At 70.2% G+C, this 18,530-nt stretch carries 21 protein-coding genes, 1 pseudogene and 1 riboswitch; of the genes and pseudogenes, 14 read left to right on the forward strand and 8 right to left on the reverse strand.

All coding sequences use genetic code 11. From position 1 onward, the window contains the following. Nucleotides 1–143 precede the first annotated feature (143 nt). Complete coding sequence (locus tag ACIRJP_RS16940) at nt 144–854, forward strand: response regulator (protein ID WP_404173990.1); 711 nt, start codon at nt 144–146, stop codon at nt 852–854. A 96-nt stretch (nt 855–950) separates the two neighbouring features. Here ACIRJP_RS16940 and ACIRJP_RS16945 read toward each other — a convergent pair whose 3' ends face one another. Together ACIRJP_RS16945 and ftsH are read right to left on the reverse strand one after the other, a co-directional pair. Beyond that, nucleotides 951–1,127, reverse strand: a complete 177-nt coding sequence (locus tag ACIRJP_RS16945) for a hypothetical protein (RefSeq protein ID WP_404173993.1) — start codon at nt 1,125–1,127, stop codon at nt 951–953. Between the two features lie 36 nt (nt 1,128–1,163). Beyond that, nucleotides 1,164–3,119 carry an ATP-dependent zinc metalloprotease FtsH gene (ftsH, locus tag ACIRJP_RS16950; RefSeq protein ID WP_404173996.1) on the reverse strand — a complete coding sequence of 652 codons (1,956 nt, stop codon included), beginning with the start codon at nt 3,117–3,119 and terminating at the stop codon, nt 1,164–1,166. Nucleotides 3,120–3,821: 702 nt separating this feature from the next. On the opposite strand from ftsH, the gene ACIRJP_RS16955 reads away from it, so the two are divergent. Genes ACIRJP_RS16955 through ACIRJP_RS16965 form a run of 3 tightly spaced genes read left to right on the forward strand, consistent with a single transcriptional unit; the run spans nt 3,822 to nt 5,969 of the window. Then, complete coding sequence (locus ACIRJP_RS16955; protein ID WP_404173999.1) at nt 3,822–4,280, forward strand: MarR family winged helix-turn-helix transcriptional regulator; 459 nt, start codon at nt 3,822–3,824, stop codon at nt 4,278–4,280. Then, on the forward strand, nt 4,277–5,146 hold the full coding sequence (locus ACIRJP_RS16960; RefSeq protein ID WP_404174002.1) for an ABC transporter ATP-binding protein: 870 nt from the start codon (nt 4,277–4,279) through the stop codon (nt 5,144–5,146). Before ACIRJP_RS16955 ends, ACIRJP_RS16960 begins: the two co-directional genes overlap by 4 nt. Then, nucleotides 5,106–5,969, forward strand: coding sequence for an ABC transporter permease (locus ACIRJP_RS16965; RefSeq protein WP_404174005.1), 864 nt, complete (start codon nt 5,106–5,108; stop codon nt 5,967–5,969). Before ACIRJP_RS16960 ends, ACIRJP_RS16965 begins: the two co-directional genes overlap by 41 nt. A gap of 276 nt (nt 5,970–6,245) precedes the next feature. On the opposite strand, the pseudogene ACIRJP_RS16970 reads toward ACIRJP_RS16965, so the two are convergent. Then, nucleotides 6,246–6,539, reverse strand: a pseudogene (locus ACIRJP_RS16970) (DUF2785 domain-containing protein); the annotation flags it as partial. 220 nt (nt 6,540–6,759) lie between these two features. On the opposite strand from ACIRJP_RS16970, the gene ACIRJP_RS16975 reads away from it, so the two are divergent. The 3 genes from ACIRJP_RS16975 (at nt 6,760) to ACIRJP_RS16985 (ending at nt 8,762) form a co-directional block, all read left to right on the forward strand. Continuing rightward, nucleotides 6,760–7,395 (forward strand): ATP-dependent Clp protease proteolytic subunit, encoded by a 636-nt coding sequence (locus tag ACIRJP_RS16975; RefSeq protein WP_404174071.1) that lies wholly within the window; start codon nt 6,760–6,762, stop codon nt 7,393–7,395. A gap of 7 nt (nt 7,396–7,402) precedes the next feature. After that, nucleotides 7,403–7,711 carry a hypothetical protein gene (locus ACIRJP_RS16980; RefSeq protein WP_404174008.1) on the forward strand — a complete coding sequence of 103 codons (309 nt, stop codon included), beginning with the start codon at nt 7,403–7,405 and terminating at the stop codon, nt 7,709–7,711. Nucleotides 7,712–8,112: 401 nt separating this feature from the next. Further along, nucleotides 8,113–8,285, forward strand: a riboswitch (cyclic di-AMP (ydaO/yuaA leader). A gap of 3 nt (nt 8,286–8,288) precedes the next feature. Beyond that, nucleotides 8,289–8,762, forward strand: a complete 474-nt coding sequence (locus ACIRJP_RS16985) for a C40 family peptidase (RefSeq protein ID WP_404174011.1) — start codon at nt 8,289–8,291, stop codon at nt 8,760–8,762. A 45-nt stretch (nt 8,763–8,807) separates the two neighbouring features. Here the strand turns inward: ACIRJP_RS16985 and ACIRJP_RS16990 are convergent, their stop codons facing one another. Beyond that, nucleotides 8,808–9,440 carry a LysE family translocator gene (locus ACIRJP_RS16990; protein ID WP_404174014.1) on the reverse strand — a complete coding sequence of 211 codons (633 nt, stop codon included), beginning with the start codon at nt 9,438–9,440 and terminating at the stop codon, nt 8,808–8,810. A gap of 72 nt (nt 9,441–9,512) precedes the next feature. Between ACIRJP_RS16990 and ACIRJP_RS16995 the strand changes: the two genes are divergently transcribed. After that, complete coding sequence (locus ACIRJP_RS16995) at nt 9,513–10,448, forward strand: LysR family transcriptional regulator (RefSeq protein WP_404174017.1); 936 nt, start codon at nt 9,513–9,515, stop codon at nt 10,446–10,448. A 9-nt stretch (nt 10,449–10,457) separates the two neighbouring features. Here ACIRJP_RS16995 and ACIRJP_RS17000 read toward each other — a convergent pair whose 3' ends face one another. Then, on the reverse strand, nt 10,458–10,889 hold the full coding sequence (locus ACIRJP_RS17000) for an ATP-binding protein (protein ID WP_404174020.1): 432 nt from the start codon (nt 10,887–10,889) through the stop codon (nt 10,458–10,460). A gap of 204 nt (nt 10,890–11,093) precedes the next feature. Between ACIRJP_RS17000 and ACIRJP_RS17005 the strand changes: the two genes are divergently transcribed. Continuing rightward, on the forward strand, nt 11,094–11,954 hold the full coding sequence (locus tag ACIRJP_RS17005) for a helix-turn-helix domain-containing protein (RefSeq protein ID WP_404174023.1): 861 nt from the start codon (nt 11,094–11,096) through the stop codon (nt 11,952–11,954). Between the two features lie 25 nt (nt 11,955–11,979). After that, nucleotides 11,980–12,180 (forward strand): DUF397 domain-containing protein, encoded by a 201-nt coding sequence (locus ACIRJP_RS17010; protein WP_404174026.1) that lies wholly within the window; start codon nt 11,980–11,982, stop codon nt 12,178–12,180. A 78-nt stretch (nt 12,181–12,258) separates the two neighbouring features. Here the strand turns inward: ACIRJP_RS17010 and ACIRJP_RS17015 are convergent, their stop codons facing one another. After that, nucleotides 12,259–13,401, reverse strand: coding sequence for an 8-amino-7-oxononanoate synthase (locus tag ACIRJP_RS17015; protein WP_404174029.1), 1,143 nt, complete (start codon nt 13,399–13,401; stop codon nt 12,259–12,261). Nucleotides 13,402–13,543: 142 nt separating this feature from the next. Between ACIRJP_RS17015 and bioB the strand changes: the two genes are divergently transcribed. The 4 genes from bioB to ACIRJP_RS17035 all read left to right on the forward strand — a co-directional run bounded on the left by bioB (nt 13,544) and on the right by ACIRJP_RS17035 (nt 17,454). Beyond that, the gene (gene bioB, locus ACIRJP_RS17020; protein ID WP_404174031.1) at nt 13,544–14,710 is read left to right on the forward strand and encodes a biotin synthase BioB; all 1,167 of its coding nucleotides are present in this window, start codon (nt 13,544–13,546) and stop codon (nt 14,708–14,710) included. Then, entirely contained in the window at nt 14,703–16,007 is a 1,305-nt protein-coding gene (locus tag ACIRJP_RS17025; protein WP_404174034.1) for an adenosylmethionine--8-amino-7-oxononanoate transaminase, read from the forward strand. The genes bioB and ACIRJP_RS17025 overlap by 8 nt, the downstream gene beginning before the upstream one ends. A 1-nt stretch (nt 16,008) precedes the next feature. Further along, entirely contained in the window at nt 16,009–16,698 is a 690-nt protein-coding gene (gene bioD / locus ACIRJP_RS17030; RefSeq protein WP_404174037.1) for a dethiobiotin synthase, read from the forward strand. 78 nt (nt 16,699–16,776) lie between these two features. Beyond that, nucleotides 16,777–17,454: a class I SAM-dependent methyltransferase gene (locus ACIRJP_RS17035; RefSeq protein WP_404174040.1), complete on the forward strand. Its 678-nt coding sequence runs from the start codon at nt 16,777–16,779 to the stop codon at nt 17,452–17,454. A 157-nt stretch (nt 17,455–17,611) separates the two neighbouring features. Here ACIRJP_RS17035 and ACIRJP_RS17040 read toward each other — a convergent pair whose 3' ends face one another. Together ACIRJP_RS17040 and ACIRJP_RS17045 are read right to left on the reverse strand one after the other, a co-directional pair. Next, nucleotides 17,612–17,983, reverse strand: a complete 372-nt coding sequence (locus ACIRJP_RS17040) for a fic family toxin-antitoxin system, toxin component (RefSeq protein WP_404174043.1) — start codon at nt 17,981–17,983, stop codon at nt 17,612–17,614. Continuing rightward, nucleotides 17,980–18,207: an antitoxin gene (locus ACIRJP_RS17045; RefSeq protein WP_093551072.1), complete on the reverse strand. Its 228-nt coding sequence runs from the start codon at nt 18,205–18,207 to the stop codon at nt 17,980–17,982. Before ACIRJP_RS17045 ends, ACIRJP_RS17040 begins: the two co-directional genes overlap by 4 nt. Between the last annotated feature and the right edge of the window lie 323 nt (nt 18,208–18,530).

An 18,530-nucleotide genomic window follows, 5' to 3' on the forward strand; every position in this document is an offset into this window, starting at 1 on the left:
TGCGGCCGTACGGCTGCGGGCCGACGCTCCCGAGGGCTGAACGGACCGGAGAACGGGACCGTTCGACCCCTGGTGTGTTCCGCTTGTACGAACTCACGATGACGAGACGGGGCCGGGCAACCCTGGAGCCGAGGAGGGCCACCATGAGCGACGACACGGGGTTCTCGGCGCAGAGGCCGATCCGCGTGTTCCTGCTGGACGACCACGAGGTGGTCAGGCGCGGCGTCCAGGATCTGCTCGACGCGGAACCCGACATCGAAGTCGTCGGCGACGCCGGCACAGCCGATCACGCGCTGGCCCGCGGTCCGGCTCTCCGCCCCGACGTCGCGATTCTCGATGTGCGGCTGCCGGACGGCGACGGGATCACGGTCTGCCGTGAGCTGCGCTCTCGGATGCCGGAACTGGCCTGCCTGATGCTCACCTCGTTCGACGACGACGACGCACTGCTCGACGCCATCATGGCCGGCGCGGCCGGCTACGTACTGAAGGAGATCAAGGGCTCGGACCTCGTCACCGCCGTCCGCACACTGGCTTCCGGGCGCTCGACCCTCGATCCGTCCACGACGGCACGGCTGATGAACAGCCTGCGCGAGGAGCAGCCCGGTTCCGGCTCCGAGGAGGACGACGCGCTGGCGGCGCTGTCCCCGAGGGAGAAGGACGTCCTCGCGCTGATCGGCGAAGGCCTGACCAACAGCCAGATCGGCAAGCGCCTCTACCTCTCGGAGAAGACGGTCAAGAACCACATCTCCCGTCTGCTGGCCAAGCTCGGTGTGGAGCGCCGTATCCAGGCGGCCGTGATCGCCGCGCACGCCTCGGAAGCCTCCCTACCCGATGTCGAGCGCCATCCGACCTGACCGTACGGCTCGTCGAAACACCGGTGCGGCATCAGGACAGTCGCAGCGGCACCCGCCAGCCCAGCCGGGTGCCGCCCTGCGTGGACTCCCCCACACTCACCCCCCACCGAGTCTCTCGGCGCGCCGTGCGAGGTTGTCGAGCCCGCTCCGGGAACCGCCGTGACCGGGCATGCCCACACCGTTGTCGGACACGACCAGGTTCACCTCGCCCTCCCCCACCATCAGCGAGATGTCCACCCCGTCGTGGACCACCCCTGGCTGTCGCTCCTCCATGGTCGGCTCCTTCTCGTTTGCGATCACCTTCGAAGGTCACCCGGAAGGCGTCGGCTTCCCTTTCGCCGCAGCGTGATGGCCGTCCGGCCGCCGTTGCTGCTGGAGCACGTCGAGGACCACAGATCCGTCGACGGTCTCGCGGATGGTGAGCAGACCGGCAAGCGTGTCCAGTGCCTCCCGATGGTCGCGCAGCAGAGCCACAGCGCGCTTTTCGGCTTGCCGCAGCAGTCGGGCGGTTTCCTCGTCGACGATGCGTTGGGTCTGCTCGGAATAGGGCCGGTGCAGTGTGTCTTCGGTGCTCTCGCCACCGAGGTGGCGAGGGGCTCCGGGGCCGTATCCGATGGGGCCGAGGGCCGGGGACAGGCCGAACTCCCGAACCATGCGGACGGCGAGCTGGGTGGCACCGGCCAGGTCGTCGGCGGCGCCCGTCGAGCCCTCGCCGAAGACGACCAGTTCGGCCGCGCGGCCGCCCAGCCGGACAGTCAGCAGGTCGGTCAGATAGCCCTCGCTGTACAGGTGCCGTTCGGCCTCCGGGAGTTGCTCAGTGGCACCCAGCGAAGGCCCGGAGGGGAGGATGGTGACCTTGGCAACCGGGTCGGCGTGGTCGCACAGGGCCGCCGTGAGCGCGTGTCCGGATTCGTGGACGGCCACCGACTGCCGTTCTTCCGGCAGCAGGGCGTTGGTGGACTCCCGCCGCCCCAGCAGCAGCCGGTCGCGGGCGTCGTCGAGACCCTGGGCGTCGATGACGGCGCCCCCTGCCCGGACGGCATTGATGGCGGCTTCGTTGACCAGATTGGCGAGGTCAGCGCCGGAGAAGCCGGGCGTGGCCCGGGCGATGGTGTCCCAGTCGACGTCCGGTGCCAGGGTCTTGCCGCGGGCGTGGACAGCCAGGATGGCCGCCCGCTCAGTCTGGTTGGGCAGCGGTACGGTCACGTGCCGGTCGAAGCGGCCGGGGCGCAACAGCGCCGGGTCGAGGGCCTCGGGCCTGTTGGTCGCCGCCAGGACGACGATGCCGCTGGCCTGGTCGAAGCCGTCCATTTCTGCGAGGAGCTGGTTGAGGGTCTGCTCGCGTTCGTCGTTGCCGCCCAGCCGGGCAGCCCCGCTACGACGGCTGCCGACGGCGTCGATCTCGTCGATGAAGATGATCGAGGGGGCCCGTTTGCGCGCCTCGGAGAACAGATCGCGCACCCGGGAGGCCCCGACACCAACGAACATCTCCACGAACGCGGAGCCTGTCACCGACAGGAACGGGACCTCCGCCTCACCCGCCACCGCGCGGGCGATGAGCGTCTTCCCGGTGCCTGGCGGGCCCACCATGATCACACCACGTGGACCCTTGGCTCCTGCGACCGCGTAGCGCTCGGGGCTGCGCAAGAAGTCGACGATCTCGCTGATCTCTTGCTTGACACCCCCATAGCCCGCGACGTCCTCAAAGCGGGTGGTCGGCCGCTCGGTCTCGATGATCTTGGCGCGGGCCCGCCCGATGGCACTGAGCCCCCCGCCCAGTGACCTTGCTGCCTGGCGGCCGGTCCACATGAGCAGAGCGACGATGAGCAGCAGCGGCAGGAGCAGCACGAGCAGGGTCCCGAAGGGGCTGCCGCTACTGCTCTGGGACGCGGTGATCTCCACGTTCTTGGACTGCAACTGCTGCTCCAGACGGCTGTTGTCCAAAGCGGTGGGTATTTGCGTGGTGAATTTCTTTCCGTCCTTGAGAGTTCCCTCGATGGCGCCCTTGCCGTCAATGTCGACCGTCTTGACCTGACCGACGCTGACCCTGCCCACGAACTCGCTGTACGGCAATGAAGCGCTTCCCTGGGGTAGAGAAGTTCGAACCAGCACCACGATCAGCAGGACCAACGTAGCGATGGGCAGCAGCCAGCGAGACCAGGGAAAACCCGGCGAAGGCGCCGACGGCTTGGGCGCATCGCGCGGGGGGCCTGGTCTGGCCGAGCGTGACAGATGCCGACCCAACAGCCGAACTGTTGTGATCACCCGACGGCCTCCTTGGCAGAAGGACGGACTTCGTGCGAGACCCGTCCCGCAATTCGAAGAGGCGTGGATAGCAGGTGGGCGTCTCACTTCCAGGATCAACGCCTTCTCCGCCATCGGCAGGGCGAACGTACCGGGCCGGGGGCTGCGGTCCCGGCTGGAGAAACCACCGCCTCCAGGCTCCGGGCGAAGGCCCTCGGGATTCGTCACCGGACGCGGCCAGGTATGCACAGCAGGGCAGGTACAGGCCGACCAGACGCGGGAACCGATCCTCGGTCGCTGCTAGGGCGGTTCAGGAACCTCCCAGCAGATCACCGAGACCGACGAGGACTTGGTCGAAACGGGGCCACCTTCAGCAGAGCGACGTAATCGATGTCCCCCACGGAACCGAATTCCTTACGGCTCCCGTACTTGACGATCAGAATGTCCGAACCGAGCACGGCACCGCCGATGCCGCAGTCGCGCGCCTGGCCACGTCGTCGGACGCCTGATCGCCCCTGGTAGCCGCTCCCTTGGCGAGGTCGCAGGCGGCGGGCGTACGCGCTGAGGCAGGGTGCACGCCGGAGTTCCCCGGAACCGGGGCCGTCGCCTCCCGCGTTCCCCGGAACCGGGGCCGTCGCCTCCCGCTCACCGGGGGACGGCGGCCCCGCTGCCCTGCACCGGGGACAGCACACATTAGGTCCCATACAGAGCTAAAATGGCCAGATGGCGGCAGGTGATCTACCTGATGAGCTCGCCGGACTTCTGCCCCGTGTCCAGAGGCTCGCCCGGCGAAGGCTGTGGAGCGGCCAGTCGGCGCCCCGGCTGCGCGGGGCGCACGCCGAACTCCTGCGGTTGGTGGCCGCGGAACCCGGCATCCGCGTCTGCACAGCCGCGCATCGCCTCTGTCTCGCGCCCAACTCGGTCAGCACCCTCGTGAACCACCTCGCCACCGAAGGACTGCTGCGACGGGAGATGGACCCCGGAGACAGGAGGGCCGCGCTGCTGTATCCGACCCCGGCGGGGGTCGGGAAGCTGAGCGACTGGCACGCCCGTCGCGAGGCGCTGTTCCGGGAACACCTGGCCGGACTCGACGCGGCCGACCAGGCAGCACTCACCGCCGCACTCCCGGCCCTGCACAGACTCGCCGCCTCACTGCGAAGCCACGGGGATGAGACCGCGTGACCACAGAAACCGCCCCCGCCCTCAACTGCACCGGACTGAGCTACAGCTTCGGTGACACGAAGGCCGTCGACGGCCTGGACCTGCTGGTCGACGAGGGGGAGGTGTTCGGCCTCCTGGGGCCCAACGGCGCGGGCAAGACCACCACGATGCGCGCGATCACCACGCTCCTGCCCGTGCCGCCCGGCGTCATCGAGGTGTTCGGCCATGACGCGGCTCGGCACAAGATGGCGGTGCGGCGCCTGCTCGGCTACGTACCGCAGCAGCTGTCGGCCGACGCGAGCCTCACCGGCCAGGAGAACGTCCAGCTCTTCGCCCGCGTGTTCGACGTACCCCGCCGCGAGCGCGCCGCGCGGGTCTCCCAGGCCCTGGACGCGGTCGGACTCGGCGATGTCGCGCACCGGCTCACCGCCACGTACTCCGGCGGCATGGTCCGCCGCCTCGAACTCGCGCAGGCACTGGTCAGCGCGCCCCGGCTGATGATCTTGGACGAGCCGACCATCGGCCTGGACCCGATCGCGCGCGACAGCGTCTGGGACCGCATCACCGAAATACGGGTCGGCACCGGCATGACGGTGCTGGTCACCACCCACTCAATGGACGAGGCCGACCAGCGCTGCGACCGGCTCGCGCTGATGCACCTCGGCCGACTCCGCGCGCTCGGCACCCCTGCCCAGCTCAAGGGCGAACTCGTCTCCCACCGAAGAGAATCGGGCGAGACGGAGCTTCCGCCACCGTCCTTGGAGGACGTCTTCCGATACCACTCCGGAAGCGCTCTGAACGGCCCCGGTTCCGCCGCGGAGAACGAGGGGAGAGGAGCGTTCCGAGATGTCCGCCGTACCCGTCGCACCGCATCCCGCCTCGGCTGAGTCCGGCCCGCTGGATCAGCGCTTCGCGCTGCTGCTGACCCCGCCACCGCCCCGAACCGGCTGGCGCGTCACACCCGCGCGGGTCACCGCGATGTGCGTGGTCGAAATGCAGAAGCTGCGCCACGACAGCACCGAGATCTACACCCGCGCCGTGCAGCCCGCGCTCTGGCTGCTGATCTTCGGCGTGACGTTCTCACGCATCCACGCCATCCCCACCGGCGGCGTTCCCTATCTCGACTTCCTCGCGCCCGGCATCATCGCCCAGTCCGCTATGTTCATCGCGATCTTCTACGGAATCATGATCATCTGGGAACGGGACTCCGGCGTCCTCACCAAACTCATGGTCACACCGACGCCGCGGACCGCCCTGGTGACCGGCAAGGCCTTTGCCGCCGGGGTGAAAGCAGTGATCCAGGCCGCGGTCGTCATCGTGATCGCCGCGCTGATCGGTGTCGGCATGACATGGAACCCGTTGCGGCTGCTCGGCGTCGTCGTGGTCGTCGTGCTCGCCTCGGCGTTCTTCTCCTGCCTGTCGATGTCGATCGCCGGGATCGTCCTCACCCGCGACCGGCTGATGGGCATCGGCCAGGCCATCACGATGCCGCTCTTCTTCGCCTCCAACGCGCTCTACCCGGTCGCCCTCATGCCTGGCTGGCTCCAGGCCGTCAGCCGGGTGAACCCGCTGAGCTACGAGGTCGACGCCCTGCGCGGGCTGCTCATCGGCACCCAGGCCCACCTCGGCCTCGACCTCGCGGTCCTCGCTTTCGCGGCACTGGTCGGCATCGTCGCCGCCGGTTCGCTGCTGGGCCGCCTGGCCCGCTGAGCCTACGGGGGTATCCGGGTTCACCAGCCGTTCGTGTGATCGGCCCGCCCGATGCGGGTTCGGTAACTCGTTGACCTTTCTGGTTGGCCGTCGGGCGCCTGCCGATGAGACGCGTCTCCCGGATACGTGCCTCACCACGCGGTGGCACCCGCCCGTCACGCCCCCTGGAAGGTCAGGGCCGGCACCTCTGTCAGACGCCGCTTCAGCGCCTCCGCGGGCGCCCGGGGTGGGGGAGCCGGCGATCCGGACACCGGTGCCGGCGAGGAGGTACAGCGTCCGCAGCGTGCGTATGGCGTTGGAGGTGTGCGCGGCCACGGTGGGGGCGCCGCGCCGGCCGGCGGCGAAGTCCCTCTCGATCGCGTCCAGCCAGCCGACGGCCTCCGCCTCGGACAGTTCCGGCCGGGTGAGCGTGCGGGCGACGCCCTGGGCGAGCCGGTCGTCCTCCTGTTGGGCGAAGAGCTCGTCGGTCGGAACCACGAGCCGCTCCGCCGCCAGCGCGAGCATCTCCTTCGGCTCGACCTCCGGATGGAGCCCGAAGGCGCCCAACAGGTCCGCGCCGTGCGCGACGGCGGGGAGCCAGCCGAGCTACGCCAAATATGACTGCCGCGTGGGCACTTACCAAGAATCCGCCCTCGGCGAACAGTCAAAACAACCTCTGACCTGGGATTTTAGTGGATCACCAGGATCACACTCCCATCCTAGCCGTCTGTACGTCCTGTACATTTTCTACGGAAGCCGCTGCGGCCCCCTGCAACGCCTGGACAGACCCCGGAGGAAAGGCATCGCCATGCTGTTCCGTCCCACCGCCCGTCACGTGCTGCCCGAGTTCACCGAGCGCACATCCAGCGGGACCCGCACCCTCGACCCGTACTCCAAGCTGCTCTCCGAACGGATCGTCTTCCTCGGCACCCCGGTGGACGACACCGCGGCCGGCGATCTGATCGCGCAGCTCATGTATCTGGAGCACGACGCCCCGGACCGGCCCGTATCGCTCTACATCAACTCGCCCGGCGGCTCGTTCGGGGCCATGTCCGCGATCTACGACACGATGCAGTACCTCGATTGCGAGGTGGAGACCTACTGTCTCGGCCAGGCCGGTTCCTGCGCCTCCGCGCTGCTCGCCGCGGGCGCTCCCGGCCGGCGGTACGCACTGCCCGGCGCGCGGGTCATCGTGCGGCAGCCCGAGCTCGCCGAGCCGGTGCGGGGCCGGCCGTCCGACCTGGAGATCGAGGCGGGGGAACTGGAGCGGGTCCGCGCGATGCTCACCGCTCTGTTGGTCCGTCACACGGGCCGCACCGAGGGGCAGATCACCGCCGACACCGAACGCGACCTCATCCTCGACGCGGCGGGCGCAATGGCGTACGGGCTGGTGGACCACGTCCTGGAGAACCGGAATTCCTCGCTCCCGCCGCACGGCGCGAGGTGAACGCCCAATGCGGCCACCGGAGTTCCCGCCCCTTCCCGCACTGACCCGCGCCGAGGGGGAGTTCATCGACCACTACCTCGAAGTCCTCGACCAGGTAGGCCGGATCAACCCGGTCCGAGGCAGCGACACCTACGGCGCACTGCGCGCCGCACAGGCACTCGTGGCGCGGTCACGGGCGCTGCGGGACGCCCTCGCGTTGATGCACGAGCGCGGCGAGGCACACATCCACGCCGCCACACTCGCTCGGGCGCTGCGCGTGCTGGACGGGGAACGGCGGGCCGGACGCGTCACCGTACCCCCTGCGCCGGGCAGTTGACCGAATCCCGCGCCTGCCTGTCGCCGGCGGGGCCCGCCCAACTCCCCCTGCCTCGCCGTCCGGCGGCCCTTCACCCAACTCCCGTACTCGACACGCCCGACGGCCTCACCGAAAATCCTCGCTCGTTCGGCGTAGGAAGTCCCCCTCCCGAGGGACCACTCAACTTGCGTTTCACGCGTGGACAGTGAGCGGAATCCAGCCTTCCGTGCCTGGTACGAACCCCTTCCGGATCACCGACGGAGCGTCAAAGTTCATCGGGGCCACTCGAACGGATCAGTCGTGAGGAGCCTCACATATCCCCGTTTCGGCTCGGAAATCCGGCAGCCGGTGAGTCAAGATCCCTGGGACGACAAGCCCCCGCCACCACGGCGGGGCGGTCCGGGCGGACGCCGAGTCCTGCCGCCGTCCGGATGCCTGGTCGACAGAAGTGGATCGGCAGGAGTGGAGGACCCGAGCACAACGGGTCGACCTGAACACCGGTCGACCCTCGGGGTGAAGCCGCCGAACGCGGCCGGGCAACTTCGCCAGCCCGAACCCGACAGGTCATCCTTCACAGGCGGCTGACGAAGGGTTGCGCATGAGTGCGCAGGTTCATGTCCCGTCTCTGCTCGTCCGGGCCGGTACGGCCTCGGTTCTCACACTCGCCGCCGTCGGCGGCACCATGTTCGCCCCCGGCGCCGCGACGCAAGCCCAGGCGGCGACGCTGCCGATGAAGGCGCTCAAGATCGCGGCATCGAAGAGGGGGGCGCCCTACGGTTGGGGGGCCACCGGACCCAACCGCTTCGACTGCTCGGGGCTGACGCTCTACTCGTTCAAGAAGGCGGGCAAGAAGCTCCCCCGCACAGCCCAGCAGCAGTACAACCGGACGCGGCACATCTCGGCCTCGCACCGCAAACGCGGCGATCTGGTCTTCTTCCACTACGGCCGCAGCGTCTACCACGTGGGGATCTACGCCGGTAAGGGAAAGATCTGGCACTCGCCGAGGACCGGCTCCGTGGTGCGGTTGGAGAAGATCTGGACCAAGAGCGTCTACTACGGCCGGGTCCGCTGAGGAAGGGCCCGTCCGGCGGGCCGGGGCCGCCGGCCGCTCCCGCGCTCAGTGCGGCAGCGGGCCGGTCACCAGCACCAGCCCCAGCGCGGTGAGCGCCGCGCCGCTGCCGCCCTCGATGGCGCGCGCGGTACGCGGCCGGCGCAGCCACCGCCCCAGCCGGTCCACGAGCAGCGCCACGGCCGGGAACCAGACCAGCGCCATCGCGACGACGATCGCCGCAAGCAGCAGGGTCCTGGGCAGCGGCGGCTGGCCGTCGGGGACGAACTGCGGCAGCAGGCTCAGGAAGAGCACCGGCGCCTTGGGATTGAGCGCATTGGTCAGGAAGCCCTGCCGCAGCGCCCGCACGCGTCCCCGGTCCGCGGGCCGGTCCTCGGGACCGTCCCCGCCCGGGGCGCGGCGCCGGGCCGCGCGCAGGGCGCTGATGCCGAGGTACAGGACGTAGACCCCGCCGAGCAGCTGGACGGTACGCAACAGGGCGGGCACCGCCACGAGCACCGCGGCGAGCCCGGCGACAGCCAGGGCGGTGTGCACCAGCAGGCCGCCGGCCACGCCCAGCGCGCTGGCCACCCCCGCGCTCCGGGAGGCGAGCGCGTTGCGTACGACGACGGTGAAGTCCGCGCCCGGCAGCGCGACCATTCCTGCGGCGACCCCGACGAAGGCGATGAGTTGTGCGTCCATGGGTCCACCCTGACCCGACTGAGCCATTAGCGTGTACTTGCAATCTTCTGGGTCTGCCAAAAGGAACGCTTAATGTATGACCCGACACGGCTGGCGGCGCTGGTGGCGGTCGCGGAGGCCGGATCGATCACCCGGGCCGCCGCACGCCTGGGCTACACCGCGCCGGCCCTTTCCCAGCAGCTCGCCAAGCTGGAGCGGGAGGCGGGCGCCTCGCTGCTGGTACGTCACCACCGAGGCGCCCGGCTCACGGCCGCGGGCGAACTGCTGGCCGGACGCGCCCGGCGCGTCCTCGACGAGATGGACCAGGCCCGCCATGAGCTGGCCCGCCTCTCCGGACTGTCCGGCGGACGCCTGCGGGTCGGCACGTTCACCACGGCGGGCATCCATCTGCTGCCGCCGGTGCTGAGCGCCTTCCGGCGTGCCCACCCGGATGTGGAGCTGGCGGTCACCGAGTACGAACCGCCCCAGGGGGTGGCGGCGGTGGCCGCCGGCGAGGTCGATCTGGCGCTGACCCATGTGTACGAGCCGGCCGCCGCGACGCCCTGGCCCGCCGGGGTCTTCGCCGAACCACTGCTGGTCGAGGAGCTGGTGCTGATCACGGCGGTCGGCCAGATGCTGTCCGAGGGCAGTGGGAGACTGCCGGTGACCGAACTGGCGGGCCGGCCGCTGATCAGCAGCGCGCCCACGCATCCGCCGCGACGCGGGGTGGAGCAGGCCCTGGCCGAGGCCGGGGCGACACCCGCCGTGGTCTGTGAGTCGCCCGGCTATGCGCTGGTGTGCGCGCTGGTCAGTGCGGGCATCGGGATGGCGGTCGTCCCGGAGATGGTCGCCGCGATGTCGCCCACGCCCCTGTCCGTGCGGCGGCTGGATCCCGCTTCCTTCCGGCGGACGATCTCGGTGGTGCACCGCGGTGACCGGGCGAGCGCCGCGGCGGCGACGCTCCAGGCCCTGTTGCGCAGCGGGTTCGGGAGGGCGGGCTCGGCGCGGCCGGGCGGCGAAGCGGGGTGAGCGCGTCGGTCAGCTCTGCACGGGGATGCTCCACGGAAGCGCGATCCACACCGTCTTGCCGCCCTCGGCGGTGGGTGTGACGGTGAGCCGGCCGCCGCATTCCTTGGTCAGACAGCGGATGATCACCATGCCGCGGCCGTTGTCCTGCTGGACGGCGGCGGGCAGCCGCCTGGGCCAGCGGGGGTGACTGTCCGTCACCCCGACGTGCAACTGCTCCTCCCGCTCCAGCCGGAGGTCCACGGTGAACGTGGGCGACTGCCCGAAGGTGTGCTGGACAGCATTGGTCGCGAGCTCCGAGACGATGAGCTGGATACTGTCGGCGAAGTCGGTTTCGGCGGCCAGACCCAATTCGGTGAGCCCCCGGGCCATGTACCTGCGGACTGCCGAGACCGAGACCGGCTCGCTCGGCAGAGTGACGTTTGCTTCCTGATGGTCTGCCATGGAGAGCCGTCCCATTCCCACCCGAACCGACCTGCGATCGGTACAGGTTGCGCTTCGCGCCAGATTGCCATCGATGCTGCCCTCTGGGACGGCGTTCCACCAAGACATGCATATATCTGTCGCTCGAAGCGGTGAACCCTGCCACGCAAGACCGTATGCGGACGGCACACTGTCCGCTCGGCAGAAGAGGGAGGGAGGCCACGCATGCAGCACGGCCCTGCGGTTCGACGCCGCAAGCTCGGGGAGGAGCTCCGGAGTCTGCGCCACGCGTCGGGACTGACCAGTCGGGACGCGGCGCGGATGCTCGGCTGGCACCAGTCGAAAGTGAGCCGGATCGAGACCGGGGTGAGCGGGGTGCAGCCGGCCGATGTGACCCGGCTGCTGGACGCCTACGGAGTGGACGACCCCCAGTTGCGGGATCTCCTTGCCGCGCTGGCGGGTTCGGCGGGTGGCGGCGGCACCGGATGGTGGCATGCCTATCGCGGTCTGATCCCGCCCCAGTACCGCGACTTCATCAGTCTGGAGTCCCAGGCGCGGACCGCGTGCACGCTGGAGACCTCGGTGGTGCCGGGGCTGCTGCAGACGGCCGACTACGCACGTGCGGTGACCCGGGCCTCGCTGGACGGGCTGCCGGCCGGCCAGCTGGACTCCCTGGTGGAGGTGCGGCTCGCCAGGCAGGGGGTGCTGCGGACCGATCCGCCGCTGCGGCTGAGCGCGGTGCTCGACGAGGCGGTGCTGCGGCGCGAGGTCGGCGGCTGCCGGGTTATGCGGGAGCAGCTGCGCCATCTGACCCGGGTGGCCCAACTACCCCATGTGCAGCTTCAGTTGCTGCCGTTCTCGATGGGTGCCTACGCCGGCCTCACCGGGCCTTTCGTTATCTTCTCATTTCCGAGCACTTCTGATCTGGATGTGATTGTTCTCGACCATTTGACGAGTAGCCTCTACCTGGAGCGGAAAGAAGACCTTGAGGCGTACAGCTCGGCCTTCCGCACGATGCAGGCTCACGCGCTGTCGCCGGAGCACTCGTTGGACCTCATCGCCGCGATCGACCGCGACGGTCAGTGACCCCGGACCGCCCGAGGGGGGCGTCATGTCGGATTGCCTCGCACAGCACGGCTTACGGTGGCGGCGCAGCAGCCGCAGCACGGGTATGAACAACTGTGTGGAGGCCGCACCGTTCGGTGACGGGCGGCTGGCCGTGCGGGACTCCAAGGACGTGTCCAGATCACCCCTGCGGTTCTCCGCAGCGGCCTGGACCTCGTTCGTCGTCGGCCTGGGGCAGGCCGGCTGACGGGAGCGGTCGAGAGGCTGACGGAAGCGGTCCGGACCTCTCCGGTCGGCTGACAGGCGAGGTCCGGACCTCGCCGGTTCAGCCGACGGGAGAGGTCCGCCGCACGACCGAAACGGCGGTGGCGATCTGCTCCTCGGTCAGGTCGGCCCGAGCCGTCAGCCGCAGCCGGGACACCCCGTCCGGCACCGACGGGGGCCGGAAACAGCCCACCGCGATTCCGGCGGCACGGCAGTCGGCCGCCCACCGGACCGCCGCGTCCGCCGAGGGGGCGCGCACCGAGACCACGGCGGCGTCCGGTCGCACGGCGGTCAGGCCGGCCGCGGTGAGCTGCTCGTACAGCGCCGAGGCGACCGCGCGGGCCCGGGTGGCCCGTTCCGGTTCCCGGCGCAGCAGCCGCAGGCTTCCGAGGGCGGCCCCGACCGCGGCCGGGGCGAGGCCGGTGTCGAAGATGAAGGTCCGGGCCGTGTTGACGAGGTGTTCGATGACCCGGGCCGGACCGAGGACCGCTCCCCCCTGGCTGCCCAGGGACTTGGAGAGGGTGAGCGTGGTGACGATTCCGTCGCCGCCCGCGAGACCGGCGGCGGCGAGCGCCCCTCGGCCGCCGTCCCCCAGCACGCCCAGGCCGTGTGCGTCGTCGACGAGCAGTGCGGCGCCCTCGGCCCGGCACACTCCGGCCAGTTCGGGCAGCGGTGCCGCGTCGCCGTCGACCGAGAAGACCGAGTCGGTGACGGCCAGTGCTCGTCCTCCGTGCGCCTGCAGGGCCTTGCGCACGGCCTCGGGGTCGGCATGCGGAACGACGGCGGTTCCGGCGCGGGAGAGTCGGCAACCGTCCACGATCGAGGCGTGGTTGCCCGCGTCGGAGACGATGAGCGAGCCATGGCCGGTGAGCGCCGTGACGGCCGCGAGGTTGGCCGCGTAACCCGATGACAGCACCAGGGCCGCTTCGAAACCGCAGAATTCGGCCAGTTCGCTTTCGAGTTCAGCGTGCAGTGCGGTGGAGCCGGTGACCAGTCGCGATCCTGTCGCGCCCGCACCCCACGCGCGCGCGGCCTCGGCGGCGGCGGCGGTGACGTCGGGGTGTCGCGTGAGGCCCAGATAGTCATTGCTGGCGAGGTCCAGGAGTCCGGACGCGAGGGGCCGGGGGCGCAGGGTCCGGACGAGTCCGGCGTCCGCGCGGCGGCGCGCCTCGGTGTCGATCCAGTCGAACGGGTCGAAGGGCATGAGCAGTCCCTTTTGTAGGCAGCTCACAGACCCTAACCGTGGTTGCAACAGGTCATGGTGTGGCAATACACACACCCTCGGCCGGCTCTGTTGTCCGGTTCCTCCTTGGCTGCGGGCCGTGCCGTAGGCCAGGATCTTGACCATGGACCTCCTGAACACGCTGGTGGACAAGGGGCTGCGGCGCGAGCTGCCGACCCGCGAAGAAGCCCTCGCCGTACTGGCGACCTCCGACGACGATCTGCTCGAAGTGGTGGCCGCGGCCGGAAAGGTACGCCGTCAGTGGTTCGGGCGGCGTGTGAAGCTGAACTATCTGGTCAACCTCAAGTCCGGTCTCTGCCCCGAGGACTGCTCGTACTGCTCGCAGCGGCTCGGCTCCAAGGCCGGGATCCTCAAGTACACCTGGCTGAAACCGGACGAGGCGTCGAAGGCCGCCGCCGCCGGGGTGGCGGGCGGTGCCAAGCGGGTCTGTCTGGTGGCGAGCGGCCGCGGTCCGACGGACCGCGATGTCGACCGGGTGTCGGAGACCATCGAGGCGATCAAGGAACAGAACGAGGGCGTCGAGGTGTGCGCCTGCCTCGGTCTGCTCTCCGACGGGCAGGCCGACCGGCTGCGTTCGTCGGGTGCCGACGCGTACAACCACAACCTCAACACGTCCGAGGGGACGTACGGGGACATCACCACCACCCACACGTACGCGGACCGGGTGGAGACCGTCCAGCAGGCGCAGGCCGCCGGGCTCTCGGCGTGTTCCGGGCTGATCGCCGGGATGGGCGAGAGCGACGCCGACCTGGTCGATGTCGTCTTCTCGCTGCGCGAACTGGACCCCGACTCGGTGCCGGTGAACTTCCTGATCCCGTTCGAGGGAACCCCGCTGGCCAAGGAGTGGAACCTCACCCCGCAGCGCTGTCTGCGGATTCTGGCGATGGTCCGGTTCGTCTGCCCGGACGTGGAGGTACGGCTCGCGGGCGGGCGCGAGGTCCATCTGCGCTCGATGCAGCCGCTGGCCCTGCATCTGGTCAACTCGATCTTCCTGGGCGACTACCTCACCAGCGAGGGGCAGGCGGGTCAGGCGGACCTGGACATGATCGCGGACGCCGGTTTCGAGGTGGAGGGGGCGGGCACGACGACGCTGCCCGCGCACCGTGCGGAGTCCGGCCGCGGCTGCGGTTCGCACGACGGCGGCTGCGCCCCGTGCGGTGACGCGCCTGGGGAGACCGCGCCCGATGCCCAGGAGGTGCCGGCGGCGCGCACGGACCTGGTGGCGGTGCGCCGTCGGGGCGCCGGAACGGATCTCGCCCCCAATGCCTGAGGCCCTCTCCCCGGCAGAGCTGCGGACCCTGGACCGGGCCCACGTCTGGCATCCGTACGGCCCAATGCCGGGACGTCAGGAGCCGCTGGTCGTGGAGTCCGCGTCCGGGGTGCGGCTGAGGCTGGCCGAACCGGCCCACGGGCAGAGCGAGTTGGTCGACGGCATGTCGTCCTGGTGGTCGGCGGTGCACGGCTACAACCATCCGGTGCTCAACGAGGCTGCCCGTGATCAACTGGGCCGGATGAGCCATGTGATGTTCGGCGGACTCACCCATGAACCCGCCGTGCGGCTGGCCACCCGGCTGGTCGAGATCGCTCCGGAGCCGCTGCGGCACGTCTTCCTCTCCGACTCGGGGTCGGTCTCCGTCGAGGTCGCGGTCAAGATGTGCCTGCAGTACTGGCGCTCGGCCGGGCGGCCCGCCAAGCAGCGGCTGCTCACCTGGCGCGGCGGCTATCACGGGGACACCTGGCAGCCGATGTCGGTCTGCGACCCCGAGGGCGGCATGCACGAGCTGTGGTCGGGGGTGCTGCCCCGCCAGGTCTTCGCGGACGAGCCCCCGGCCGGTTTCGACACGGAACCGGACGCAGCGTACGTACGGCATCTGCGTGAGCTGATTGCCGAGCACGCCGACCGGCTGGCCGCGGTGATCGTGGAGCCGGTGGTGCAGGGTGCGGGCGGGATGCGGTTCCACTCCCCCGCGTATCTGCGGGTGCTGCGCGAGGCGTGCGACGAGCACGAGGTGCTGCTGGTGTTCGACGAGATCGCCACGGGCTTCGGCCGCACCGGGAAGCTGTTCGCCGCCGGGCATGCGGGGGTCTCCCCCGACGTCATGTGTGTGGGCAAGGCACTGACCGGCGGCTATCTGACGATGGCGGCGACCCTGTGCACCTCCCGGGTGGCGGAGGGCATCTCCAGCGGCGAGGTGCCGGTGCTCGCGCACGGACCGACGTTCATGGGCAATCCGCTCGCTGCCGCGGTGGCGTGCGCCTCCGTCGATCTGCTGCTCGGCCAGGACTGGGAGCGGGAGGTGAAGCGGATCGGCACGGGGCTGCGGGAGGGTCTCGCCCCGGCGTCGGAACTGCCCGGGGTACGGGACGTGCGGGTGCTGGGCGCGATCGGCGTCGTACAGCTCGATCACGACGTGGACATGGCGGCCGCGACCCGGGCGGCGGTACGGGAAGGGGTGTGGCTGCGGCCGTTCCGCGACCTCGTCTACACGATGCCGCCGTATGTGACCGCTGACGAGGATGTGGCACGGATCTGCCGCGCCGTGTGCGCGGCTGCGCGAGAGGGCTGAGATGACGATTCTGGTGGTGACGGGGACTGGCACGGAGATCGGCAAGACAATCGTGACGGCGGCCGTGGCGGCGGCGTGCGCGGACCGTGGCGTCGCGGTGCTCAAGCCGGCGCAGACGGGGCTGGCCCCCGGCGAGCCCGGTGATGCCGCAGAGGTGGCACGGTTGGCGGGGGGTCATGTCACCGCGGTCGAACTGGCCCGGTTTCCCGAGCCGTTGGCGCCCGCCACGGCCGCCCGCAGGGCTGGTCTCCCGCCGGTGCGGCCGTACGAGATCGCCGACGCGGCGCAGAAGCTGGCGACCGAACACGATCTGGTGCTGATCGAGGGTGCGGGGGGCCTGCTCGTACGGTTCGACGACGAGGGTTCGACCCTTGCCGACGCCGCCCGGCTGCTGGACGCGCCGGTACTGGTCGTGACACCCGCCGGTCTGGGCACGCTCAACACCACCGCGCTGACCGCGGAGGCGCTGCGGGCCCGGGGACTGGGGTGCCTCGGCGTGGTGGTGGGCAGCATGCCCGCCGAGCCGGATCTCGCTTCGCGCTGCAATCTGGCGGATCTCCCCGTGGTGGCGGGCGCCCCGCTGCTGGGTGCGGTCCCAGCCAGTGCGGGAGCGCTGGAGCCCGCCGACTTCCGTGCGCGGGCCGGGAGTTGGCTCGCGGCGGAGCTGGGCGGGAATCGGCCTGCCGGATGAGCGGATGAGCGGCGCGGGACGGGGGAGAATCTAAATAGCCGCACTTTCTGCAGGAGCGCCCGGTCGAGGAGGTCCGTCATGCGTCTGCGCAGCACGCGAATCCCACAGGACGCGGTGCACCACCCCGTCTTCGCCCGGTTCTACGCCCGGATGAGCGTGGTCGCGGAGACCAAGGCGGGGCTGGCCGCGGTGCGCTCGGAGCTGTTGGCCGGCATGTCCGGCCGGGTCATCGAGATAGGTGCGGGCAATGGCCTGAACTTCGCGCACTACCCGCCCGCGGTGTCGGAGGTGGTGGCCATCGAACCGGAGCGCAGTCTGCGGCGGCTGGCGGTGCGGTCGGCGCTGCGTGCCGGGCTCCCGGTGGATGTGGTGCCGGGCGCGGCGGAGGCGCTGCCGGTGAAGAGCGAGGCGTTCGACGGGGCGGTCGCCTCGCTGGTGCTGTGCAGCGTACGCAATGTGGAGCGTTCGCTCGCAGAGATCGTGCGGGTGCTGCGGCCCGGCGGTGAGCTGCGCTTCTTCGAGCATGTGCGGGCCGACGACCGGGCCATGGCGGTGACGCAGCAAGCGCTGGACCGTACGGTCTGGCCGCTGATGACGGGCGGTTGCCATACGGGGCGCGACACCCTGGGCGCAATCGAGAGGGCCGGATTCGTGGTGGAGACGTACCGCAGGGTCAGGATGCCGGAGTGGGGAATCCGGCTGCCCACGTCGACGTGTGTGCTGGGTGTGGCGCGCCGCCCGGACATGGCGGCCTGACGCGCTGGTCCGCCCTCGTACGCGGATCGGTCCACCGCCGTGCCGCCGGGAGGGCCACGGTCTCCGCTCCACTGCCGGGACGGTCACGGGCGCCACTGCCGGGGTTGTCCCCGGCTCCACCTGCGCGGGGCTGTCGCGGGCTCCACTGCCGGGACGGTCACAGGCTCCACTGGCGGAGTTCGTCGGCGATGGCCCGGACGTCGGCCTTGCCCTCCTTCACCAGCCGGGCCAGGTCACGCACCTGCTCGGGCGAGGTGACGACCTTGAGTCCGGAGGCGACGAGATAGCCGTACGCGACGGCCGAGGAGAACATCGCGTTGGAGTGTTCGAGCGCGGGGACATGGAGCAGCAACTGCAGGAGCGCGGCGGCCCGGGAATGCGGGTCGCTGTAGACGGGGCTGCCGAAGATCTCGGCCTCATGACGGGCCACGGCGGCCACGAGGGCACCCCAGTCGACCACCTGCGGGTCACCGGGCGTCTTGTGCTCGGCCACCATGAGCAGCCAGGAAAGGTCGATCCGGAGGTTCAACGCGTGCCTTTGCGCTCCGGGCCGAACTCTTCGGCGAACACCGACTCGTACTGCTTCATGAAGTCGGCGGCGGCTTCGACGAAGGTGTGGCCGACCTCGCCCGCGTCCTGCCGCACGAGTTCCTCTATGTAGCGGTTCACGCTCATCCCCCTCTGCAGCGCGCGCTGTCGCGCGGCCTCGGCGGTGGCCTCGTCCACTCTCACGTTCAGCTGAGTCTTGGGCACAGCAACACGCTAGCGCGCGTGCGCTAGCACCGGCAAGAGAAGTGCACCGACGCCTGTGGACGGGTCGGCATACACAGGACGCCCGCGCCTGAACCCTCGAAATGGCTCTGTGGATGTGATGCCACCCATAGGGGCCACGTCACATCCTAGGCCGGATAGTAGAAACAGTACCGCCCCAAGCAGCGCGAAAACGGTCCAGAGTATTTCATTTCGGACATTGCTCCGTAATGGGGTAGTACGTCACATCATTGACCCTCGTCCCGGCCGCCGCTAACCATGGTTCCCGTCGCAGTCCACCGCGACCGGCCCGGACGGACCACCCG

Origin of the sequence: Streptomyces sp. NPDC102437 (assembly GCF_044765565.1) — a bacterium.
In the GTDB taxonomy this organism is placed as follows: Bacteria; Actinomycetota; Actinomycetes; order Streptomycetales; family Streptomycetaceae; genus Streptomyces.